This is a genomic window from Janthinobacterium kochi, assembly GCF_051380715.1.
Taxonomy (GTDB): Bacteria; Pseudomonadota; Gammaproteobacteria; order Burkholderiales; family Burkholderiaceae_D; genus Janthinobacterium.
Genome location: NZ_JBNYXO010000015.1, coordinates 1 through 15379, shown reverse-complemented (window position 1 = coordinate 15379; position 15379 = coordinate 1). Strand labels below are relative to the sequence as shown.

Annotated in this window: 13 protein-coding genes and 1 rRNA gene; 11 read left to right on the top strand and 3 right to left on the bottom strand. The window is 61.9% G+C overall.

All coding sequences use genetic code 11. The features are described 5' to 3' along the window. Nucleotides 1-10: 10 nt before the first annotated feature. From ACQ4WL_RS23935 to ppnP, 9 genes are all read left to right on the top strand, one after another. Nucleotides 11-1246 (top strand): argininosuccinate synthase, encoded by a 1236-nt coding sequence (locus ACQ4WL_RS23935; protein ID WP_071078781.1) that lies wholly within the window; start codon nucleotides 11-13, stop codon nucleotides 1244-1246. A 471-nt stretch (nucleotides 1247-1717) separates the two neighbouring features. After that, complete coding sequence (locus ACQ4WL_RS23930) at nucleotides 1718-3529, top strand: methyl-accepting chemotaxis protein (RefSeq protein WP_436511985.1); 1812 nt, start codon at nucleotides 1718-1720, stop codon at nucleotides 3527-3529. 4 nt (nucleotides 3530-3533) lie between these two features. Beyond that, nucleotides 3534-3989: a chemotaxis protein CheW gene (locus tag ACQ4WL_RS23925; protein ID WP_436511984.1), complete on the top strand. Its 456-nt coding sequence runs from the start codon at nucleotides 3534-3536 to the stop codon at nucleotides 3987-3989. After that, the gene (locus tag ACQ4WL_RS23920; RefSeq protein WP_436511983.1) at nucleotides 3986-5239 is read left to right on the top strand and encodes a CheR family methyltransferase; all 1254 of its coding nucleotides are present in this window, start codon (nucleotides 3986-3988) and stop codon (nucleotides 5237-5239) included. The genes ACQ4WL_RS23925 and ACQ4WL_RS23920 overlap by 4 nt, the downstream gene beginning before the upstream one ends. Nucleotides 5240-5248: 9 nt before the next feature. Further along, nucleotides 5249-5935: a chemotaxis protein CheW gene (locus ACQ4WL_RS23915; protein ID WP_436511982.1), complete on the top strand. Its 687-nt coding sequence runs from the start codon at nucleotides 5249-5251 to the stop codon at nucleotides 5933-5935. Beyond that, a complete protein-coding gene (locus tag ACQ4WL_RS23910) occupies nucleotides 5932-8238 on the top strand; it encodes a hybrid sensor histidine kinase/response regulator (protein WP_436511981.1) in 2307 nt (768 codons plus the stop codon). Before ACQ4WL_RS23915 ends, ACQ4WL_RS23910 begins: the two co-directional genes overlap by 4 nt. Nucleotides 8239-8248: 10 nt before the next feature. Further along, nucleotides 8249-9301 carry a chemotaxis-specific protein-glutamate methyltransferase CheB gene (cheB, locus tag ACQ4WL_RS23905; RefSeq protein ID WP_436511980.1) on the top strand — a complete coding sequence of 351 codons (1053 nt, stop codon included), beginning with the start codon at nucleotides 8249-8251 and terminating at the stop codon, nucleotides 9299-9301. A gap of 10 nt (nucleotides 9302-9311) precedes the next feature. Then, nucleotides 9312-10337, top strand: a complete 1026-nt coding sequence (locus ACQ4WL_RS23900) for a diguanylate cyclase (protein WP_436511979.1) — start codon at nucleotides 9312-9314, stop codon at nucleotides 10335-10337. Nucleotides 10338-10361: 24 nt separating this feature from the next. After that, nucleotides 10362-10676 (top strand): pyrimidine/purine nucleoside phosphorylase, encoded by a 315-nt coding sequence (ppnP, locus tag ACQ4WL_RS23895; RefSeq protein ID WP_436511978.1) that lies wholly within the window; start codon nucleotides 10362-10364, stop codon nucleotides 10674-10676. On the opposite strand, the gene murB is transcribed toward ppnP, so the two are convergent. Further along, complete coding sequence (gene murB / locus ACQ4WL_RS23890) at nucleotides 10677-11705, bottom strand: UDP-N-acetylmuramate dehydrogenase (RefSeq protein ID WP_436511977.1); 1029 nt, start codon at nucleotides 11703-11705, stop codon at nucleotides 10677-10679. It lies immediately after the preceding gene. A gap of 182 nt (nucleotides 11706-11887) precedes the next feature. Here murB and ACQ4WL_RS23885 point away from each other — a divergent pair, with 182 nt between their 5' ends. Beyond that, nucleotides 11888-12373, top strand: a complete 486-nt coding sequence (locus tag ACQ4WL_RS23885; protein ID WP_010396032.1) for a YajQ family cyclic di-GMP-binding protein — start codon at nucleotides 11888-11890, stop codon at nucleotides 12371-12373. Nucleotides 12374-12556: 183 nt separating this feature from the next. Next, the gene (locus ACQ4WL_RS23880; RefSeq protein ID WP_436511976.1) at nucleotides 12557-13816 is read left to right on the top strand and encodes a nitronate monooxygenase; all 1260 of its coding nucleotides are present in this window, start codon (nucleotides 12557-12559) and stop codon (nucleotides 13814-13816) included. Nucleotides 13817-13869: 53 nt separating this feature from the next. Here the strand turns inward: ACQ4WL_RS23880 and ACQ4WL_RS23875 are convergent, their stop codons facing one another. Beyond that, nucleotides 13870-15168 (bottom strand): leucine-rich repeat-containing protein kinase family protein, encoded by a 1299-nt coding sequence (locus ACQ4WL_RS23875; protein WP_436512059.1) that lies wholly within the window; start codon nucleotides 15166-15168, stop codon nucleotides 13870-13872. A gap of 109 nt (nucleotides 15169-15277) precedes the next feature. Then, nucleotides 15278-15379, bottom strand: a 5S ribosomal RNA gene (gene rrf, locus ACQ4WL_RS23870); the annotation flags it as partial.

Here is a 15379-nt window from a genome sequence, read left to right as displayed (position 1 = left end):
TGGAAGCAATATGAGCGACATTAAAAAAGTAGTCCTGGCCTATTCCGGCGGACTCGACACCTCCGTCATCCTGAAATGGCTGCAAGATAACTACCAGTGCGAAATCGTCACCTTCACGGCCGACCTGGGCCAGGGCGAAGAACTGGAACCGGCGCGCGCCAAGGCCATCAAATTCGGCATCAAGCCGGAAAACATCCATATCGAAGACGTCCGCGAAGAATTCGTGCGCGATTTCGTCTTCCCGATGTTCCGCGCCAACACCGTGTATGAAGGCGAATACTTGCTGGGCACCTCGATCGCCCGTCCGCTGATCGCCAAGCGCCTGATCGAAATCGCCAACGCCACGGGCGCCGATGCCATCTCGCACGGCGCGACCGGCAAAGGCAATGACCAGGTGCGTTTCGAACTGGGCGCCTACGCGCTCAAACCTGGCGTGAAAATCATCGCCCCATGGCGCGAGTGGGATCTGCTGTCGCGCGAAAAACTGCTGAAATACGCGGAAGACGCCGGCATCGACATCGACATGAAGCACAAGAACGGCGGCGCGCCGTACTCGATGGACGCCAACTTGCTGCACATCAGCTTTGAAGGCCGCCACCTGGAAAACCCCAGTGCGGAAGCCGAAGAAAGCATGTGGCGCTGGACCGTCAGCCCTGAAAAGGCGCCGGACGAAGCCGAGTACCTGGACATCGAATACGAAAAGGGCGATATCGTCGCCATCAACGGCGTGCGCATGTCGCCCGCCACCGTGCTGGCCGAACTGAACAAGGTGGGCGGCAAGCATGGCGTGGGACGCCTGGACCTGGTGGAAAACCGCTACGTCGGCATGAAATCGCGCGGCTGCTATGAAACTCCGGGCGGCACCATCATGTTGAAAGCCCACCGCGCCATCGAATCGATCACCCTGGACCGCGAAGTGGCCCACCTGAAAGATGACCTGATGCCGCGCTACGCGTCGATGATCTACAACGGCTACTGGTGGGCGCCCGAGCGCGTCGCCCTGCAAACCCTGATCGATCATACGCAGGAAACCGTGAACGGCTGGGTACGCATCAAGCTGTACAAAGGCAATGTCATCGTCGTCTCGCGCGATTCGAAGACGGACTCGCTGTTCGACATGAACATCGCCACCTTTGACGAAGACGGTGGCGCCTACAACCAGGCCGACGCCGGCGGCTTCATCAAGCTGAACGCCTTGCGCATGCGTATCGCCGCCATCGCCCGCGAAAAGCGCGGCCAGAAGTAAATAAGTAACCCCCAATAAATTATTGTGATTTCTAACTTCCATAACCGGCGCTCTGCGGCGTTGCCCACTGCTAGCAGTGCTCGCACTGCGTCGCAGCGGGCGCCTTGCATAGCATCCGGTTCTGTTCGTTATAAATTCACAATATTTTCCTGAGCATTACTTAGCTGCCGGGAGGCATTGCCTCCCGCGCCAGCCCAAGCCGCCCACGGGCGGCTTTTTTACGTCTGAAACGCACTGGTCCACGATTTAGGCCCCTGCAGCTCCCGTATCCCCCCCGTTTTGCTGTCCCCCGTGGCAAAATGCTACAGTGCAATTTAGAGCACCTAACATAACCTACTGCGCGTCGCGATTTGCGGCCTCCGATGCTCACTGTGCATTAGCACAGCTGCGCTTCTCAGCCGCAACTCACTGCCGCTCGCTACGGTTCTGTTAGGCGCTCTTAGTCGAAAAATTCCCGCTTCCGGAGCCACCATGTTCAAAGACCTGAGTATCAAGAATAAACTGTACCTGGGCTTCGGCTCCATCGTGGCCATCATCCTGATCTTGCTGGGCGTCGCCTACAACAGCTTTTCGCGCCTGTCGGAAGCTAATACATGGGACCGCCACACGATGGAAGTGCTGGTCGAGATCGACAAGATTCACAATTCCATCCTGCAAATCCAGGTGGAAGTGCGCGGTTTCATCCTGACCGGCAACGAAGCCTCGCTGAACCCGGAAACGGACGAGATGGCGGTGCTGACGCAGCACACGCAAAAAGCCATCAGCATGACGGGCGACAACAAGCAGCAGTCGGAACGCTTCCGCAAGATCCACGTGCTAACCAGCACCTGGGTCAAGGAGTGGATCAATCCCCTGATCGAGAAGCGCCGCGCGCTGGGCAATGCACCAGGGGCCACGGAATCGGTGGCGCGCACCATGCCGCCCGGCGGCTACCCGGCCATCGCGCAAGCCAACAAGCTGCTCGACGAAGTCGCTGCCGAAGAGTCCCGCTTGCTGGCCGAACGCACGGCCACCACGACAAAATTGCAGGAAACCATGTTGCTGACCCTGGCCCTGGGCGGCTTGCTGTGCGTGGTGCTGGCGCTGGGCATTTCCTACCTGTTGGGGCGTTCCATTCTCGGGCCGCTGAACAACCTGACGGATGCCGTCGGGCGCATCGCCGGCGGCGAGCAGAACGCGCGCGCCGCCATCCTCTCGCGCGACGAGCTGGGCAAGGTGACGGAAGAATTCAACCGCATGGCGCAAACCATCCAGGACAACCAGGCCAATGAACTGGCCGCCACGAATAGTTTGCGCGCCAAGGTCGATTCGCTGCTGGAAGTGGTGTCGAAGGCGGCCTCGGGCGACCTGACGGGCAAGGTCGGCATCACGGGCAGCGACGCCATCGGCCAGCTGGGCAACGGCCTGGCGAAGATGTTCGAAAACCTGCGTAGTCTGCTCAACAATGTGCAAAAAGCCGGCATCCAGGTGACAACCTCCGCCACGGAAATCGCCGCCTCGGCGCGCCAGCAGGAAGCCACGGGCATTGAGCAAGCGCAAACCAGCGTGGAAATTCTCAGCACCACCAAGGAAATCTCGGCCAACACGAGCCAGTTGCTCAAAACCATGGAAGACGCCACTGCCGTGGCCGACTACACGACGAATGCCACGGCCGAAGCGCAAAACAACCTCAAGCGCATGGATACAACCATGCAGCACATGGTCTCGGCCACCGATTCCATCAACGCCAAGCTGGCGGCCCTGTCGGAAAAGGCCAGCAATATCAATAGCGTGCTGATCACCATCACGAAGGTGGCCGACCAGACCAATATCCTCTCGCTGAACGCCGCCATCGAGGCGGAAAAGGCGGGCGAGGCAGGCCGCGGCTTTTCCGTGGTGGCCACGGAAATCCGCCGCCTGGCCGACCAGACGTCCGTCTCCACCTGGGATATCGAGCAAATGCTGAAGGAAATGCAATCGGCCGTCTCCGCCAGCGTGATGGGCATGGATAAATTCTCGGAAGAAATTCGCCGCAGCGTGGGCGAAGTGCGGCAAGTGGCCGAACAGCTGTCGTCCGTGATGGACCAGGTGCAAAAGCTCACGCCGCAATTTGACGCCGTGCTGCAAGGCATGCAGTCGCAAGCGATAGGCGCGTCGCAGATTTCCGACACCATGATGCAGCTCAACGACGCCACGCAGCAAACGGTGGAATCATTGAAGGCCACCAGCGAAGCGGTGCACCAGCTGCAATATGCGGCGGGCGACCTGCAGTCGAGCGTCTCGACCTTCGCCGTCACCATCTGATCTTATGAAAGTACTGCTCTTTCACATCGGACGCGACCGCTATGGCCTGCCCTTGGCCGGCATCGTGCGGGTGCTGCCGCTGCTGGAACTGAAGCAGTTGCCGCTCACGCCAGACTATGTGGCCGGCTTGATGGACTTGCACGGCACGCCCGTGCCCGTGATCGATCTGTCGCGCCTGGCCGGGCTGCCGGCCGCCGCCGCGCAGTTCGACACGCGCATCGTCATCGTCGACTACCGCGCGCCTGGCGGCGCCACGCATGCGCTGGGCTTGATGGCCTCGCAGGTGCGCGGCATCGCCGACATCGACCCGCAGCAGCTTGAAGACAGCGGCGTGGCGACGGCGCCCTTCCTGGGCCAGGTGGCCAGCGACGCCGACGGCATCGTGCAGCTGGTCGAACTGGAACACCTGCTGGCGCCCGACGTGCGCGCGCTGCTGTTTCAAGACGCGAGCGCGGCATGACGGCACAAACCCTGCTGCGCCGCGCGACCGGCCTGTCCGTCTCCAAATCCGTGGCCGAGCGGGCCGTCGGCCAGCGCATGGAGCAGACGGGATTTACCGATAGTGCAGCCTATCTGCAGGCGCTCACGCCGGTCGAAATGACGCAACTGATAGAACTGGTGGTGGTGCCGGAATCGTGGCTGTTCCGCGATCCGCAGGCGTTTTACGCCACCGTCGAACTGGTGCAGGAACGCTGGGCACGGGGGCGCGCCACGCGCATCCTGTCGATCCCGTGCGCGGGCGGCGAGGAACCGTATTCGATGGCCATGGCGCTGCGCGACGGCGGCGTGCCGAAGCAGGCCTTCAGCATCGACGCGTATGACCTCAGCCCCGGCTGCATCGAGCGGGCGCAGGCCGGCATCTATGGCCGCAACGCCTTCCGCGCGCAGGACGTGGCCTTTCGCGAACGCTATTTCACGCACGTGGCCGAGGACGCATACCGCATCATCGACGCCTTGCGCGAACAGGTGACCTTCAGGCAGGGCAATTTGCTGCAGTTCGATACCGCCACCTACAGCCGCCACTACGACGTCATCTTTTGCCGCAACCTGCTGATTTACTTCGACAAGCCGACCACGCGCGCGGCCATCCATAACCTGTCCGCCCTGCTGGCCGACGACGGCATGCTGCTGGCCGGCTATGCGGAAGTGCCCTCGTTCTGCCAGAACGGCTTTGCGCCGCTGCAGTTCCGCCAGGCCTTCGCCCTGAAGAAGGCAACGGCGGCGGCGGCCAGCGCCGTGCAAGTAGCGTCGCTGCCGGCCGTGCGCACGCTGCGCAGCGTGCCGCCCGCGCCAAGGCGCGCTGCCGCTCCAGCCGCTCCCATTGCGCCGGCGGCCTCGCGCACGCGTCCCTTGCCCGTGCCATCGCCCCCGCCGGCCGCGCAAGCGGCGCAGGCCGACTTGCTGGCCGAGGCGCGCCTGTTGGCCGACCGTGGCCAGTTGCGCGAGGCCGGCGAAAAATGCCATGACCACCTGGCCCGCGTGCCCGAGGCGGCGGAAGCGTATTTCATGCTGGGCATGATCAATGAACTGGCCGGCAAGATGGACCTGGCCGACGATTACTGGCGCCGCTGCATCTATTTGCAGCCGGACCATTACGAGGCGCTGTGCCACCTGTCCCTGCTGGCCGAACGTAATGGCAATCACACGGCCGCCGCCACCCTGAAGGCGCGCGCGGCGCGCATCTACCAGCGCCGCCAGGCGTCCAACTAAGGGGTACGCATGACAAACCTCATCGCCACCGAGTCCCCCGCCACCATCAACGACTGCTGGAACCATATCGGCGTGGTCGGCGACCAGAGCTGCCCCAAGCTGCCAGCCAACGTGCATTGCCGTAACTGCGACGTGTATGCGGGCGCCGCCCAGCGCAACCTGCAACGTCCCGTGGACGAACACTACCAGCGCGACTGGGCCAGCCACTTCCGCCAGATCGATGCAGGCGGTGAAGTGCGCGACAGCTCGGCGCTGGCGTTCCGCATCGGCCGTGAATGGCTGGCGCTGCCCACGCGCGTGTTCGACTGCGTCGCGCCGCAGGCCAGGCCGCACGTGCTGCCGCACCGCAGCGGGCGCGGCCTGGCGGGCATCGTGAATATCGGCGGCAAGCTGTATCCATGCATGTCGCTGGCCAGTTTGCTGGGCATCGACGAACAGGACGCGCCAGCGGCCCGCGGCCGCCACACCTTTGCGCGCCTGCTGCTGATGCGCTGGGAAGAGCAAGCCTACGCCCTGCCCGTGGCCGACCTGCACGGCATCGTGCGCTATGCGTCGGGCAGCCTGCAAACGCCGGCGGCCACCATCAACAAGGGCCTGTCACGCTTTCTGTCGGGCGTCATCACCGAGGGCGACATGCGCATCGGCTGCCTGGACACGGCGCTGATCGGCTTTCAACTTGCGAGACTACTACGATGAGCCAGGACCAGCACGGCGACCTGAGTGCCTTTTCCATGCTGGACCTGTTCCGCATGGAGGCAGACAGCCAGACCCAGATTCTCACCGATGGCTTGCTGGCCATGGAGCGCCATGCGGGCGACGCGGCCGCCGTCGAAGCAATGATGCGCGCGGCGCATTCGATCAAGGGCGCCGCCGCCATCGTCGGCCTGCAAGTGGTGGTGCAGCTGGCGCACGGCATGGAAGACAGCTTTGTCGCCGCCCAGCATGGCCGCTTGAAACTCACGCCGGAGCGGGTCGACGTGCTGCTGTCGGGCGTCGACCTGATCGTGCAACTGTCGCGCCTGGACGACGCGGGCGCCGAAGCGTGGCTGGCCGCGAATGCGGCGCAGATCGAGCAGACCCTGCACGCCATCGCCGGCATCGCCAACCTGCCCGAATTGCCCGCCCTGCCTTCGGCGCCAGCACCCATGCCTGCGCCGGCAGCCGCGCCGGCGGAAGCGGCCGAGCCACAGGCGCCAGTGGTCAGCGGCCTGGCGGGCGAGGAGTTAGAGTCGGCGGCCGCGCCTGCGCCGCGTACGGGTGCTGTACCTGCCAAGGCAGCGGCGCAGAACTTCGACAAGCTGCTGTCGCTGGCCAGCGAATCGCGCATCAATGCGCACCAGATGCACCCGCTCATCGGCACCCTGCAGCGCTTCAAGCGCAACCAGAGCAGCCTGTTTTCCGCCATCGAACACCTGCACGTCGCCATTGCCCGCTCGGGCGACCCGGGCCTGATGGAAAAATCCCTGCTGGCGCTGCAAAAGACGCAGCCCCTGAAGCAGTTCATGCTCGAGCACATCGCCGACATCGAAACCTATGAACGGCGCTTGCTGGCCGTCTCGCAGGGCATGGTCGACGAAGTGCTGGCCCTGCGCATGCGCCCTTTCCGCGACGGCATCCACGCGTTTCCCCGCATGGTGCGCGACCTGGCGCGCAGCCTGGGCAAGGAAGTGCAGCTGGAAATCGACGGCGAAGATACCCTGGTCGACCGCGACATTCTGGCGAAGATCGAAAGCCCGCTGAACCACATGCTGAGGAACGCCATCGACCATGGCATGGAAGGCCCGTACGAGCGCATCGAAGCGGGCAAGGAAGCAATGGGCACGATACGCATGGAAGCGCGCCACCGCGCCGGCATGCTGAGCATCGAGATCAGCGACGACGGGCGCGGCGTCGACCTGGAAAAAATCCGCCAGTCCGTCATCGAGCGCAAGATGGCCGGCCCCGCCATGGCCGCCGCGCTGTCGCCGGGCGAGCTGCTGGAATTCCTGTTCCTGCCCGCCTTCAGCCTGAAAGCGACGGCCAACCAGCTGTCCGGACGCGGCGTGGGCCTCGATATCGTGCACGAGACGATACGCCAGCAAAACGGCACGGTGCGCCTCGAATCGGAGCCGGGCCGCGGTTTCCGCGCCCTGATTACCCTGCCGCTGACACAATCGATCGTGCGCGCGCTGGTGATCGACGTGCAGGGCGAAGCCTACGCCATCCCCATCGTCAAGGTGGAAAGCGTGGTGCGCGTGCCGCAAGCGGCCATCCATACGCTGGAAAACAAGCAGTTCTTTGAACTCAAGGGCGAGCATCTGGGCCTGGTGTCGGCGGCGCAGGTGCTGGAGCTGGGTGAAACGCCCAGCAGCGCCGAGGATTTGCCGGTGGTGGTGATCGGGCGCGGCAAGCAAAGCTATGCGCTGGTGGTCGACGCCATCCGTGGCGAGCAAAGCCTGGCGGTGCAGGCCATCGATCCGATTTTCGGCAAGATGCGCGACATTTCCGCCGCCGCCCTGCTCGATGATGGCGAGCCGGTACTGATCCTCGACGTGCCCGATTTGCTGCTGTCGATCGACAAGCTGCTGCACGAGGGCGGCCTGCACCAGCTGGCGCAGGCGGGCCACGCGCAGCAGCGCCGCGCCAAGCGCATCCTCGTCGTTGACGATTCGCTGACGGTGCGCGAAATGGAGCGCAAGCTGCTGCTGGCGCGCGGCTTCGAAGTCGACGTGGCCATCGACGGCATCGACGGCTGGAACGTGGTGCGCAGCGGCGAGTACGACCTGGTGATCACCGACGTGGACATGCCGCGCATGGATGGCATCGAACTGGTCTCGCTGATCAAGAAGGACCTGCACTTGCACAAGCTGCCGGTGATGATCGTCTCGTACAAGGACCGCCCGGAAGACCGCGCGCGCGGCCTGTCCGCCGGCGCCGACTATTATCTGACCAAAGGCAGCTTCCACGACGAGACCTTGCTCGACGCGGTGGCGGACCTGATAGGAGATGCCCGCTTATGAGTTGTCATTCATGAAAATTGCCATTGCCAACGATGTCCCCATGGCCGCCGAGGCCCTGCGCCGGGTGGTCGCCAGCACGCAGGAACACCATGTGCTATGGATCGCCCGCACGGGACTCGAAGCGGTGCGCATGTGCGAGGGCAACCGCCCTGACCTGATCCTGATGGATCTGAACATGCCGGAGATGGATGGCGTCGAGGCAACGCGCCTGATCATGGAGCAAAGCCCGTGTGCCATCCTGGTGGTCACGGGACGCCCGCAAGACAATGTCAACCAGGTTTTTCGCGCGCTGGGCGCGGGCGCGCTCGACGTCACGGCCACGCCCGTGCTGCAAGGGGAAGTGGGCGGCGACAGCGAACTGCTGGCCAAGATCAAGACCATCGGCAAGCTGATACGCCACAGCGCCGAAGCGCCGTCGCCGCGCCAGGCGAACGGCAATGGCAGCGAACGGGGCGACGCCCAGGTATCGACCCTGGTGGCCATCGGCGCATCGACGGGCGGACCGTCAGCGGTAGCCAAGGTGCTGTCCGGCTGGACCGCGCCGCCCGGCTGCGCCATCGTGGTGGTGCAGCATATCGATGAAACCTTCGCCTCGCATTTTGCGAAATGGCTGGACGATCAATTGGACATGCCGGTGCGCGTGATTGCCGAGGGCGACGAACTGGTGGCAGGCAGCGTGCTGGTCGCCAAGACCAATGATCACCTGCTGCTAGATCAAAATTATCGTTTGGGTTACGATGCAGCACCGCGCGACTATGTTTACCGTCCTTCCGTCGATGTCTTCTTTCATTGCGTGGCACAGCACTGGCGCGGCGATGCCATCGGCGTGTTGCTCACAGGCATGGGCCGCGATGGCGGCGACGGCTTGCTGGCCATGCGCCGCGCGGGCAAGACGACCATCGCGCAAGACCAGGCCAGCAGTGCCGTGTATGGCATGCCGCGCGCGGCGGCCGAACTCGATGCGGCGCAGCAAATCCTGCCATTGGATAGAATAGGCGCCAGCCTGCGCAACCGCCTGGGCGCAAAAATCAATAATGGGTGGGAGTCCTCCCCTAACATCTGAAAAGAATGCAATGCCAGAATTTTCCTCCAGTTTCACCCTGCATGAGCCCGCATTGACCGAATTCAAGGTCAGCGTGCTGCTGGTGGACGACCAGTTGATCATTGCTGAGGCAATCCGGCGCATGCTGAGCGACCAGCAGGATATCGAGTTTCATTACGTGACCGACGCCACGCAGGCGCTGGACATGGCGTTGCGCTTGCAACCGACCGTCATCCTGCAAGACCTGGTGCTGCCGAGCATCGACGGCTTCGCGCTGATCCAACTGTACCGCGAAAACGCGGCCCTGGCGCATGTGCCCGTCATTGTGCTGTCGGCCAAGGATGACCCGAAACTGAAAGCCCACAGCTTTGCGGTCGGCGCCAACGATTATGTGGTGAAACTGCCAGACCGCCTGGAGCTGCTGGCGCGCATACGCTACCATTCGGCGGCCCATATCAGCCGCCTGCAGCGCGACCAGGCATTTCGTTTCCTGCGCGAAAGCCAAAAAAATCTGGCCGACGCAAACATTGAATTGCAGAAATTGGCCGCCCTCGATGGCTTGACGGGCATCGCCAACCGCCGCCGCTTCGATGAAACCCTGCAATTCGAATGGCAGCGGGGCCAGCGCGACAAGATGCCGTTGAGCCTGCTGTTCTGCGATATCGACCATTTCAAAAACTATAACGATCATTTTGGCCACCTGGCGGGTGACCTGTGCCTCAAAAAAGTCGCCGCCGTGCTGACGGAACATTTGAAGCGTCCGGCCGACCTGGCGGCCCGCTATGGGGGTGAGGAATTCGCCCTGATCCTGCCCGAAACGGAGGCTGCAGGGGCCTTGCTGATTGCCGAAGCGTGCCGGCGCCACCTGGAGGGCTTGCAGATCGAGAACCCGGCGGCAAGCACAGGCATCGTCACCATCTCGATCGGCGTGGCCACCATCGTGCCGTCGCCGGACTCGACGGTCGAGCAACTGATCAACTGCGCCGACCAAGCCCTGTATGCGGCCAAGCGCGGCGGACGCAACAGCGTGCTGAGCGCTGATGACGTCGAGGACTGATTTTTAACTGAAGGAAAGTGAAGCATGAGCACACAACTGGACAATGTCAGCGTCGTCAAGAAGTCGAATATCTACTTTGACGGCAAATGCGTCTCGCACAACATCATCCTGGCCGATGGCACGAAGAAAAGCGTGGGCGTGATTTTCCCCTCATCCCTGCGCTTCAACACGGGCGCGCCGGAAACGATGGAAATCGTCGGAGGCCTGTGCAAGGTACGCCTGGCCGACGCGACGGAATGGAACAGCTATGCCGCGGGCCAGGAATTCAAGGTACCGGGCAATAGCCATTTTGATATCGAGACGGTGGAAACGCTGGATTACGTCTGCCACTTCGGCTAATCAGACAAACACAGGCTCCGGCGACAGGCGCACGCCATATTTCGCCTCTACGTCATCCTGTATCGCTGCCGCCAGCCGGGTAATGTCCGCGCCACGAGCGCCGCCATTATTCACCAGAACCAGCGCCTGCTTGGGATACACTCCCGCGGGCCCCAGGTTTTTTCCCTTCCAGCCACACTGATCGATCAGCCAGCCGGCTGCCAGCTTTTCCGTGCCATCGGCTTGCGCATGGTGCACCAAGGTGGGGAAACGTTCCAGCAAGGCAAGACATTGCTCGCGTGACACCACGGGATTCTTGAAGAAACTACCCGCATTGCCAATCACGGCCGGGTCGGGCAATTTACGCCGGCGTATTGCCATCACCGTGTCGGCCACCTGTTGCGGCGTCGGCTCGGCAAGATTTCGCTCGGCCACGGCCTGCGCCAGTTCCGCATAGCGCAAGTTCGGCTGCCACTCGGCAGGCAAGGCAAACGTCACTTCCAGCACGATCAGCTCGCGTCCGTCTGCCTGCTTGAAGATACTGTCGCGGTAAGCGAAACGGCAAGCATCGCGATTCATGTCGAAGACGATGCCGCTGGCGCTGTGCATGACGCTGACGCTATGCAGATAGTCCTTGATTTCAACGCCATACGCGCCAATATTCTGGATAGGCGCCGCGCCTACCGTACCGGGGATCAGCGACAGGTTTTCCAGTCCGCCCACGCCTTGCGCCAGGGTCCACTGCACGAAGTCGTGCCAATTTTCACCGGCGGCGGCCGTGACGAGGATGGTGTCGAAATCGGCCTGCGCCAGGCGCATGCCGCGCGTGGCCATGTGCAGCACCGCGCCGGGAAAGTCGCCCGTCAGGACGATGTTGCTGCCGCCGCCCAATATCAGGCGCGGCATGGCAGACAAGGCCGGATCCTGCAGCGCGGCCTGCAATTCGGCTTGCGAAGTGATGCGTACGTAGGCGGCCGCGTTGGCCGTGATGCCGAAGGTATTCAGGCGCTGGAGGGAGTAATTGTGTTCGATGGTGAGCTCTGCAGACAAGGGATAGCGATTATTTTGCTCGATTATAGAGTGAAACCGACAAAAAACCAGCGCAAGACAAGGGCAGGCCGTCCGTTGTCCGTTAAAATGTCGCATCTTTAACGAGGCTGTGCCATTTTGCAAAGAATGCGCGCGCCCGGCGCGCTACGAGCGCGTTCGCTCTAACACGAAAGGAACAGACCATGCCGTCATTTGATGTAGTCTCCGAAGCCGATATGATCGAAGTCAAGAATGCAGTCGAGCAATCCAACAAGGAAATCACGACCCGCTTCGACTTCAAGGGCAGCGATGCCCGCGTCGAACACAAGGAAAACGAATTGACCGCGTTTGCGGACTCGGAATTCCAGCTCAGTCAGGTGCGCGACGTACTGACGAACAAATTGACCAAACGCAAGGTCGATGTGCGCTTCCTCGACGAAGGTGACATCAAGAAAATCGGCGGCGACAAGGTCAAGCAGATCATCAAGATCAAGAATGGCATCGAATCGGATGATGCCAAGAAAATCGTGCGCGTCATCAAGGACAGCAAGATGAAAGTACAAGCGAGCATCCAGGGCGAAGCCGTGCGCGTCACGGGCGCCAAGCGCGACGACCTGCAGGCGGCCATGACCATGCTGCGCAAGGACGTGCCTGACATGCCGCTGGAATTTAACAATTTCCGCGATTAATTTCGATGAAGCACGCGCTCCGGCACGCGCTTGCACCGACATGGTGGCAAGCTGCCCCGGAGAGCCTGCCCGCTTGGGGTAGAATTGAAGCTGCGCACAGCTACATGCGCCCGCGCGCCTGACCGGCGGCGGGCTTGACCGTACATCTGGCTCAGTGATAACCACGGTAGTCTAAGGATAGCAATGAAACGTGTTGATGATTTCCGCCTGCGATTTGGCAAAAAAGAATATGTGCCCATCATGATAGGCGGAATGGGTGTGGATATTTCCACGTCGGAGCTGGCCCTGGAAGCGGCCCGGCTGAACGGTATCGGCCATATCTCCGATGCCATGGTGGAAGATGTGTCGGATCGTCGTTTCGACACCACCTTCGTCAAAGACAAGACGAAACTGTACAAGTTCAACATCAATAACAGCGACAAGGCCGTGGTGCAGTTCGACCTGGGCCGCCTGGCAGAAGCACAGCGCCTGCATATCGGCCGCACCATGGAAGCGAAAAAAGGCGATGGTTTGATCTTCGTCAATTGCATGGAAAAGCTGACCATGAATGGCCCCCGCGAAACCTTGCGCGTGCGCCTGAATGCGGCGCTGGACGCCGGCATTGACGGCATCACCCTGTCCGCCGGCCTGCACTTCGGCTCGTTTGCGCTGATCGCCGACCATCCGCGTTTCCGCGATGCCAAGCTGGGCATCATTGTCTCGTCCGTGCGCGCCTTGCAGATTTTCCTGCGCAAGAACGCCAAGCTGGACCGCCTGCCCGACTTCATCATCGTCGAAGGCCCACTGGCCGGCGGCCACTTGGGTTTCGGCATGGACTGGGCCAATTACGACCTGCACACGATTACCGCAGAAATCCTCGCCTACCTGAAGACGGAACAGCTGGACATCCCGCTGATCGCCGCCGGCGGCATCTTCACGGGCAGCGATGCCGTCTCCTTCCTGGAAGCGGGCGCAGCCGGTGTGCAAGTGGCGACGCGCTTCACCGTCACCGAGGAATGCGGCTTGCCAAACAAGGTCAAGCAGGAATACTACAAGGCCTCGGAGGAAGACATCATCGTCAATGGCGTCTCGCCGACGGGCTACCCGATGCGCATGCTGAAGAACACGCCAGCCATCGGCGCCGGCATCCGTCCAGGCTGCGAATCGTATGGCTATCTGCTCGACGCGACGGGCAACTGCGCGTACATCAACTCGTACAACCGCGAAGTGGCGGCCCATCCCGAGCAAAAAACCGTCGTCGTGATGGACAAGACCTGCCTGTGCACGCACATGCGTAACTTCAACTGCTGGACCTGCGGCCATTACACGTATCGCCTGAAGGACACCACGCACAAGCTGGACAACGGTGAATACCAGATCCTGACGGCCGAACACGTCTTCAAGGACTACCAGTTCAGCGTCGACAACCAGATCGCCCTGCCGGAAAAAGAAGTCCAGGGCTGAATATTCTCAGCCTGAACTGAAAATGGCGCAGCCTGCGAAGGCTGCGCCATTTTTTATGTCTGGAACATTGCCAGCAATGCCCGTTCGATCACGTCGAACTTGGGCCGCCGCAACACTTCTTCTTGCAGGCAAGCTTGCTGCAAAGCCTGCAAGAGGGGCAAGGGCGTTGCACCATGCGCGATCAACTCGCCCAGCAGCACGCCAAAGGCGCGCGCCTCTATGCCCTGCAGCAAGTCTCCTTGCGGCGTGCCGGGCGCAAACATGGACGCCGCGCCAAAATCACCCAGCAGGCAGGCGCCACCATCCGCATGCAGGATATTGTGGCCATATAAATCGCCATGCACAATGCCGCGCGCATGCAACTGGGACACGGCCGAGGCGATGCCATGAGCAATCGCCAGCGCTTGCGGCGCGTCAAAGCGCGTGCCATCGGCATACACATCACGCGTGCATGAGACCAGGCTGGGTGGACCGGCCAGGTTGCGGAAGGCAGTATCGATGAGCGGCATGACCAGGCCCATCGCCTGTTGCGGATGCCCATCGAGCGTCCCAAGGATGGGAATCAGGCCCGCGTGCGCACCCGCGCCGACACAGGCGGCCATTTCGCTGCGCGGCAAGCCGTCACTCGTCATCGCCCCCTTGAACACTTTGACAGCGACATCATCGCGCCCATCCAGGCGGGCACGGTATATCACACCCGATGCGCCCTCGCCCAGCTGCTGCGCCAATTCCAGGCGCTGCCATGCCACATCCGCCGCGCCGGCATCGGCCAGGGCTGCCAGTTCACGCACTTCCGTGAACGGGTTGCCCGCGTACGCAAGCCAGCTCAGGCGCGGCAAGGAGAGCAGGCAGTCGGGCAACGCCGTAAAACGGTTGGCGGCAATGCGCACCAGCTCCAGCCGGCGGCAATTGGCCAGGGACGCGGGCAAGTGGCTCAGGCAATTTCCCGCCAACATAAGTTTCTGTAACTCACGGCATTTGCCTAGTTCGTCCGGCAAGACTTCGATGGCATTGTCGGTCAGGGTCAGCCAGCGCAGCCTTGGCGGCAAGGCTGCGGCCGGCACGTGGCGGATCCGGTTCGCCTTGAAAGCTATCATTTCCAGCGCAGGACAGGAACCAAGCACGGCTGGCAAAGTGGTGAACAGGTTATCCGAACAAAAAATGATGCGCAGCTTGTGCAGGCGCGGCAGATCATCGGGCAACGTGGACAGCGCGTTGCCCGAGAGGTCGAGGATTTCCAGACTGTCGGCCAGGTCGAAGATTTCGCGGGGGAAGTCTGTCAAGCCGCAGGACAGCTTCAGACGGCGCAGGCCAGCCAGTTGGCCAGCAAGTAATTGTTCCAGTGTATGCACAGCAGACAAGATATCCCTTTCAAAAACCCGGCAATCGCTGGCGCAGTTAAAACCAGCGGACGTAAAAAAACCCCCACCGGATCACCGATGGGGGTTTTTCGAATAACAAGCCTGACGATAACCTACTTTCACACTGGTTGCAGCACTATCATCGGCGCAAAGTTGTTTCACGGTCCTGTTCGGGATGGGAAGGGGTGGGACCAACTTGCTA

What these genes read in the sequence shown, in the direction of transcription:
- ppnP (WP_436511978.1), top strand. Translation starts at nt 10,362, where the DNA reads ATGAGCACACAACTGGACAATGTCAGCGTCGTCAAGAAGTCGAATATC.
- ACQ4WL_RS23900 (WP_436511979.1), top strand. Translation starts at nt 9,312, where the DNA reads ATGCCAGAATTTTCCTCCAGTTTCACCCTGCATGAGCCCGCATTGACC.
- ACQ4WL_RS23920 (WP_436511983.1), top strand. Translation starts at nt 3,986, where the DNA reads ATGACGGCACAAACCCTGCTGCGCCGCGCGACCGGCCTGTCCGTCTCC.
- ACQ4WL_RS23880 (WP_436511976.1), top strand. Translation starts at nt 12,557, where the DNA reads ATGAAACGTGTTGATGATTTCCGCCTGCGATTTGGCAAAAAAGAATAT.
- ACQ4WL_RS23935 (WP_071078781.1), top strand. Translation starts at nt 11, where the DNA reads ATGAGCGACATTAAAAAAGTAGTCCTGGCCTATTCCGGCGGACTCGAC.
- cheB (WP_436511980.1), top strand. Translation starts at nt 8,249, where the DNA reads ATGAAAATTGCCATTGCCAACGATGTCCCCATGGCCGCCGAGGCCCTG.
- ACQ4WL_RS23925 (WP_436511984.1), top strand. Translation starts at nt 3,534, where the DNA reads ATGAAAGTACTGCTCTTTCACATCGGACGCGACCGCTATGGCCTGCCC.
- ACQ4WL_RS23930 (WP_436511985.1), top strand. Translation starts at nt 1,718, where the DNA reads ATGTTCAAAGACCTGAGTATCAAGAATAAACTGTACCTGGGCTTCGGC.
- ACQ4WL_RS23910 (WP_436511981.1), top strand. Translation starts at nt 5,932, where the DNA reads ATGAGCCAGGACCAGCACGGCGACCTGAGTGCCTTTTCCATGCTGGAC.
- ACQ4WL_RS23915 (WP_436511982.1), top strand. Translation starts at nt 5,249, where the DNA reads ATGACAAACCTCATCGCCACCGAGTCCCCCGCCACCATCAACGACTGC.
- ACQ4WL_RS23885 (WP_010396032.1), top strand. Translation starts at nt 11,888, where the DNA reads ATGCCGTCATTTGATGTAGTCTCCGAAGCCGATATGATCGAAGTCAAG.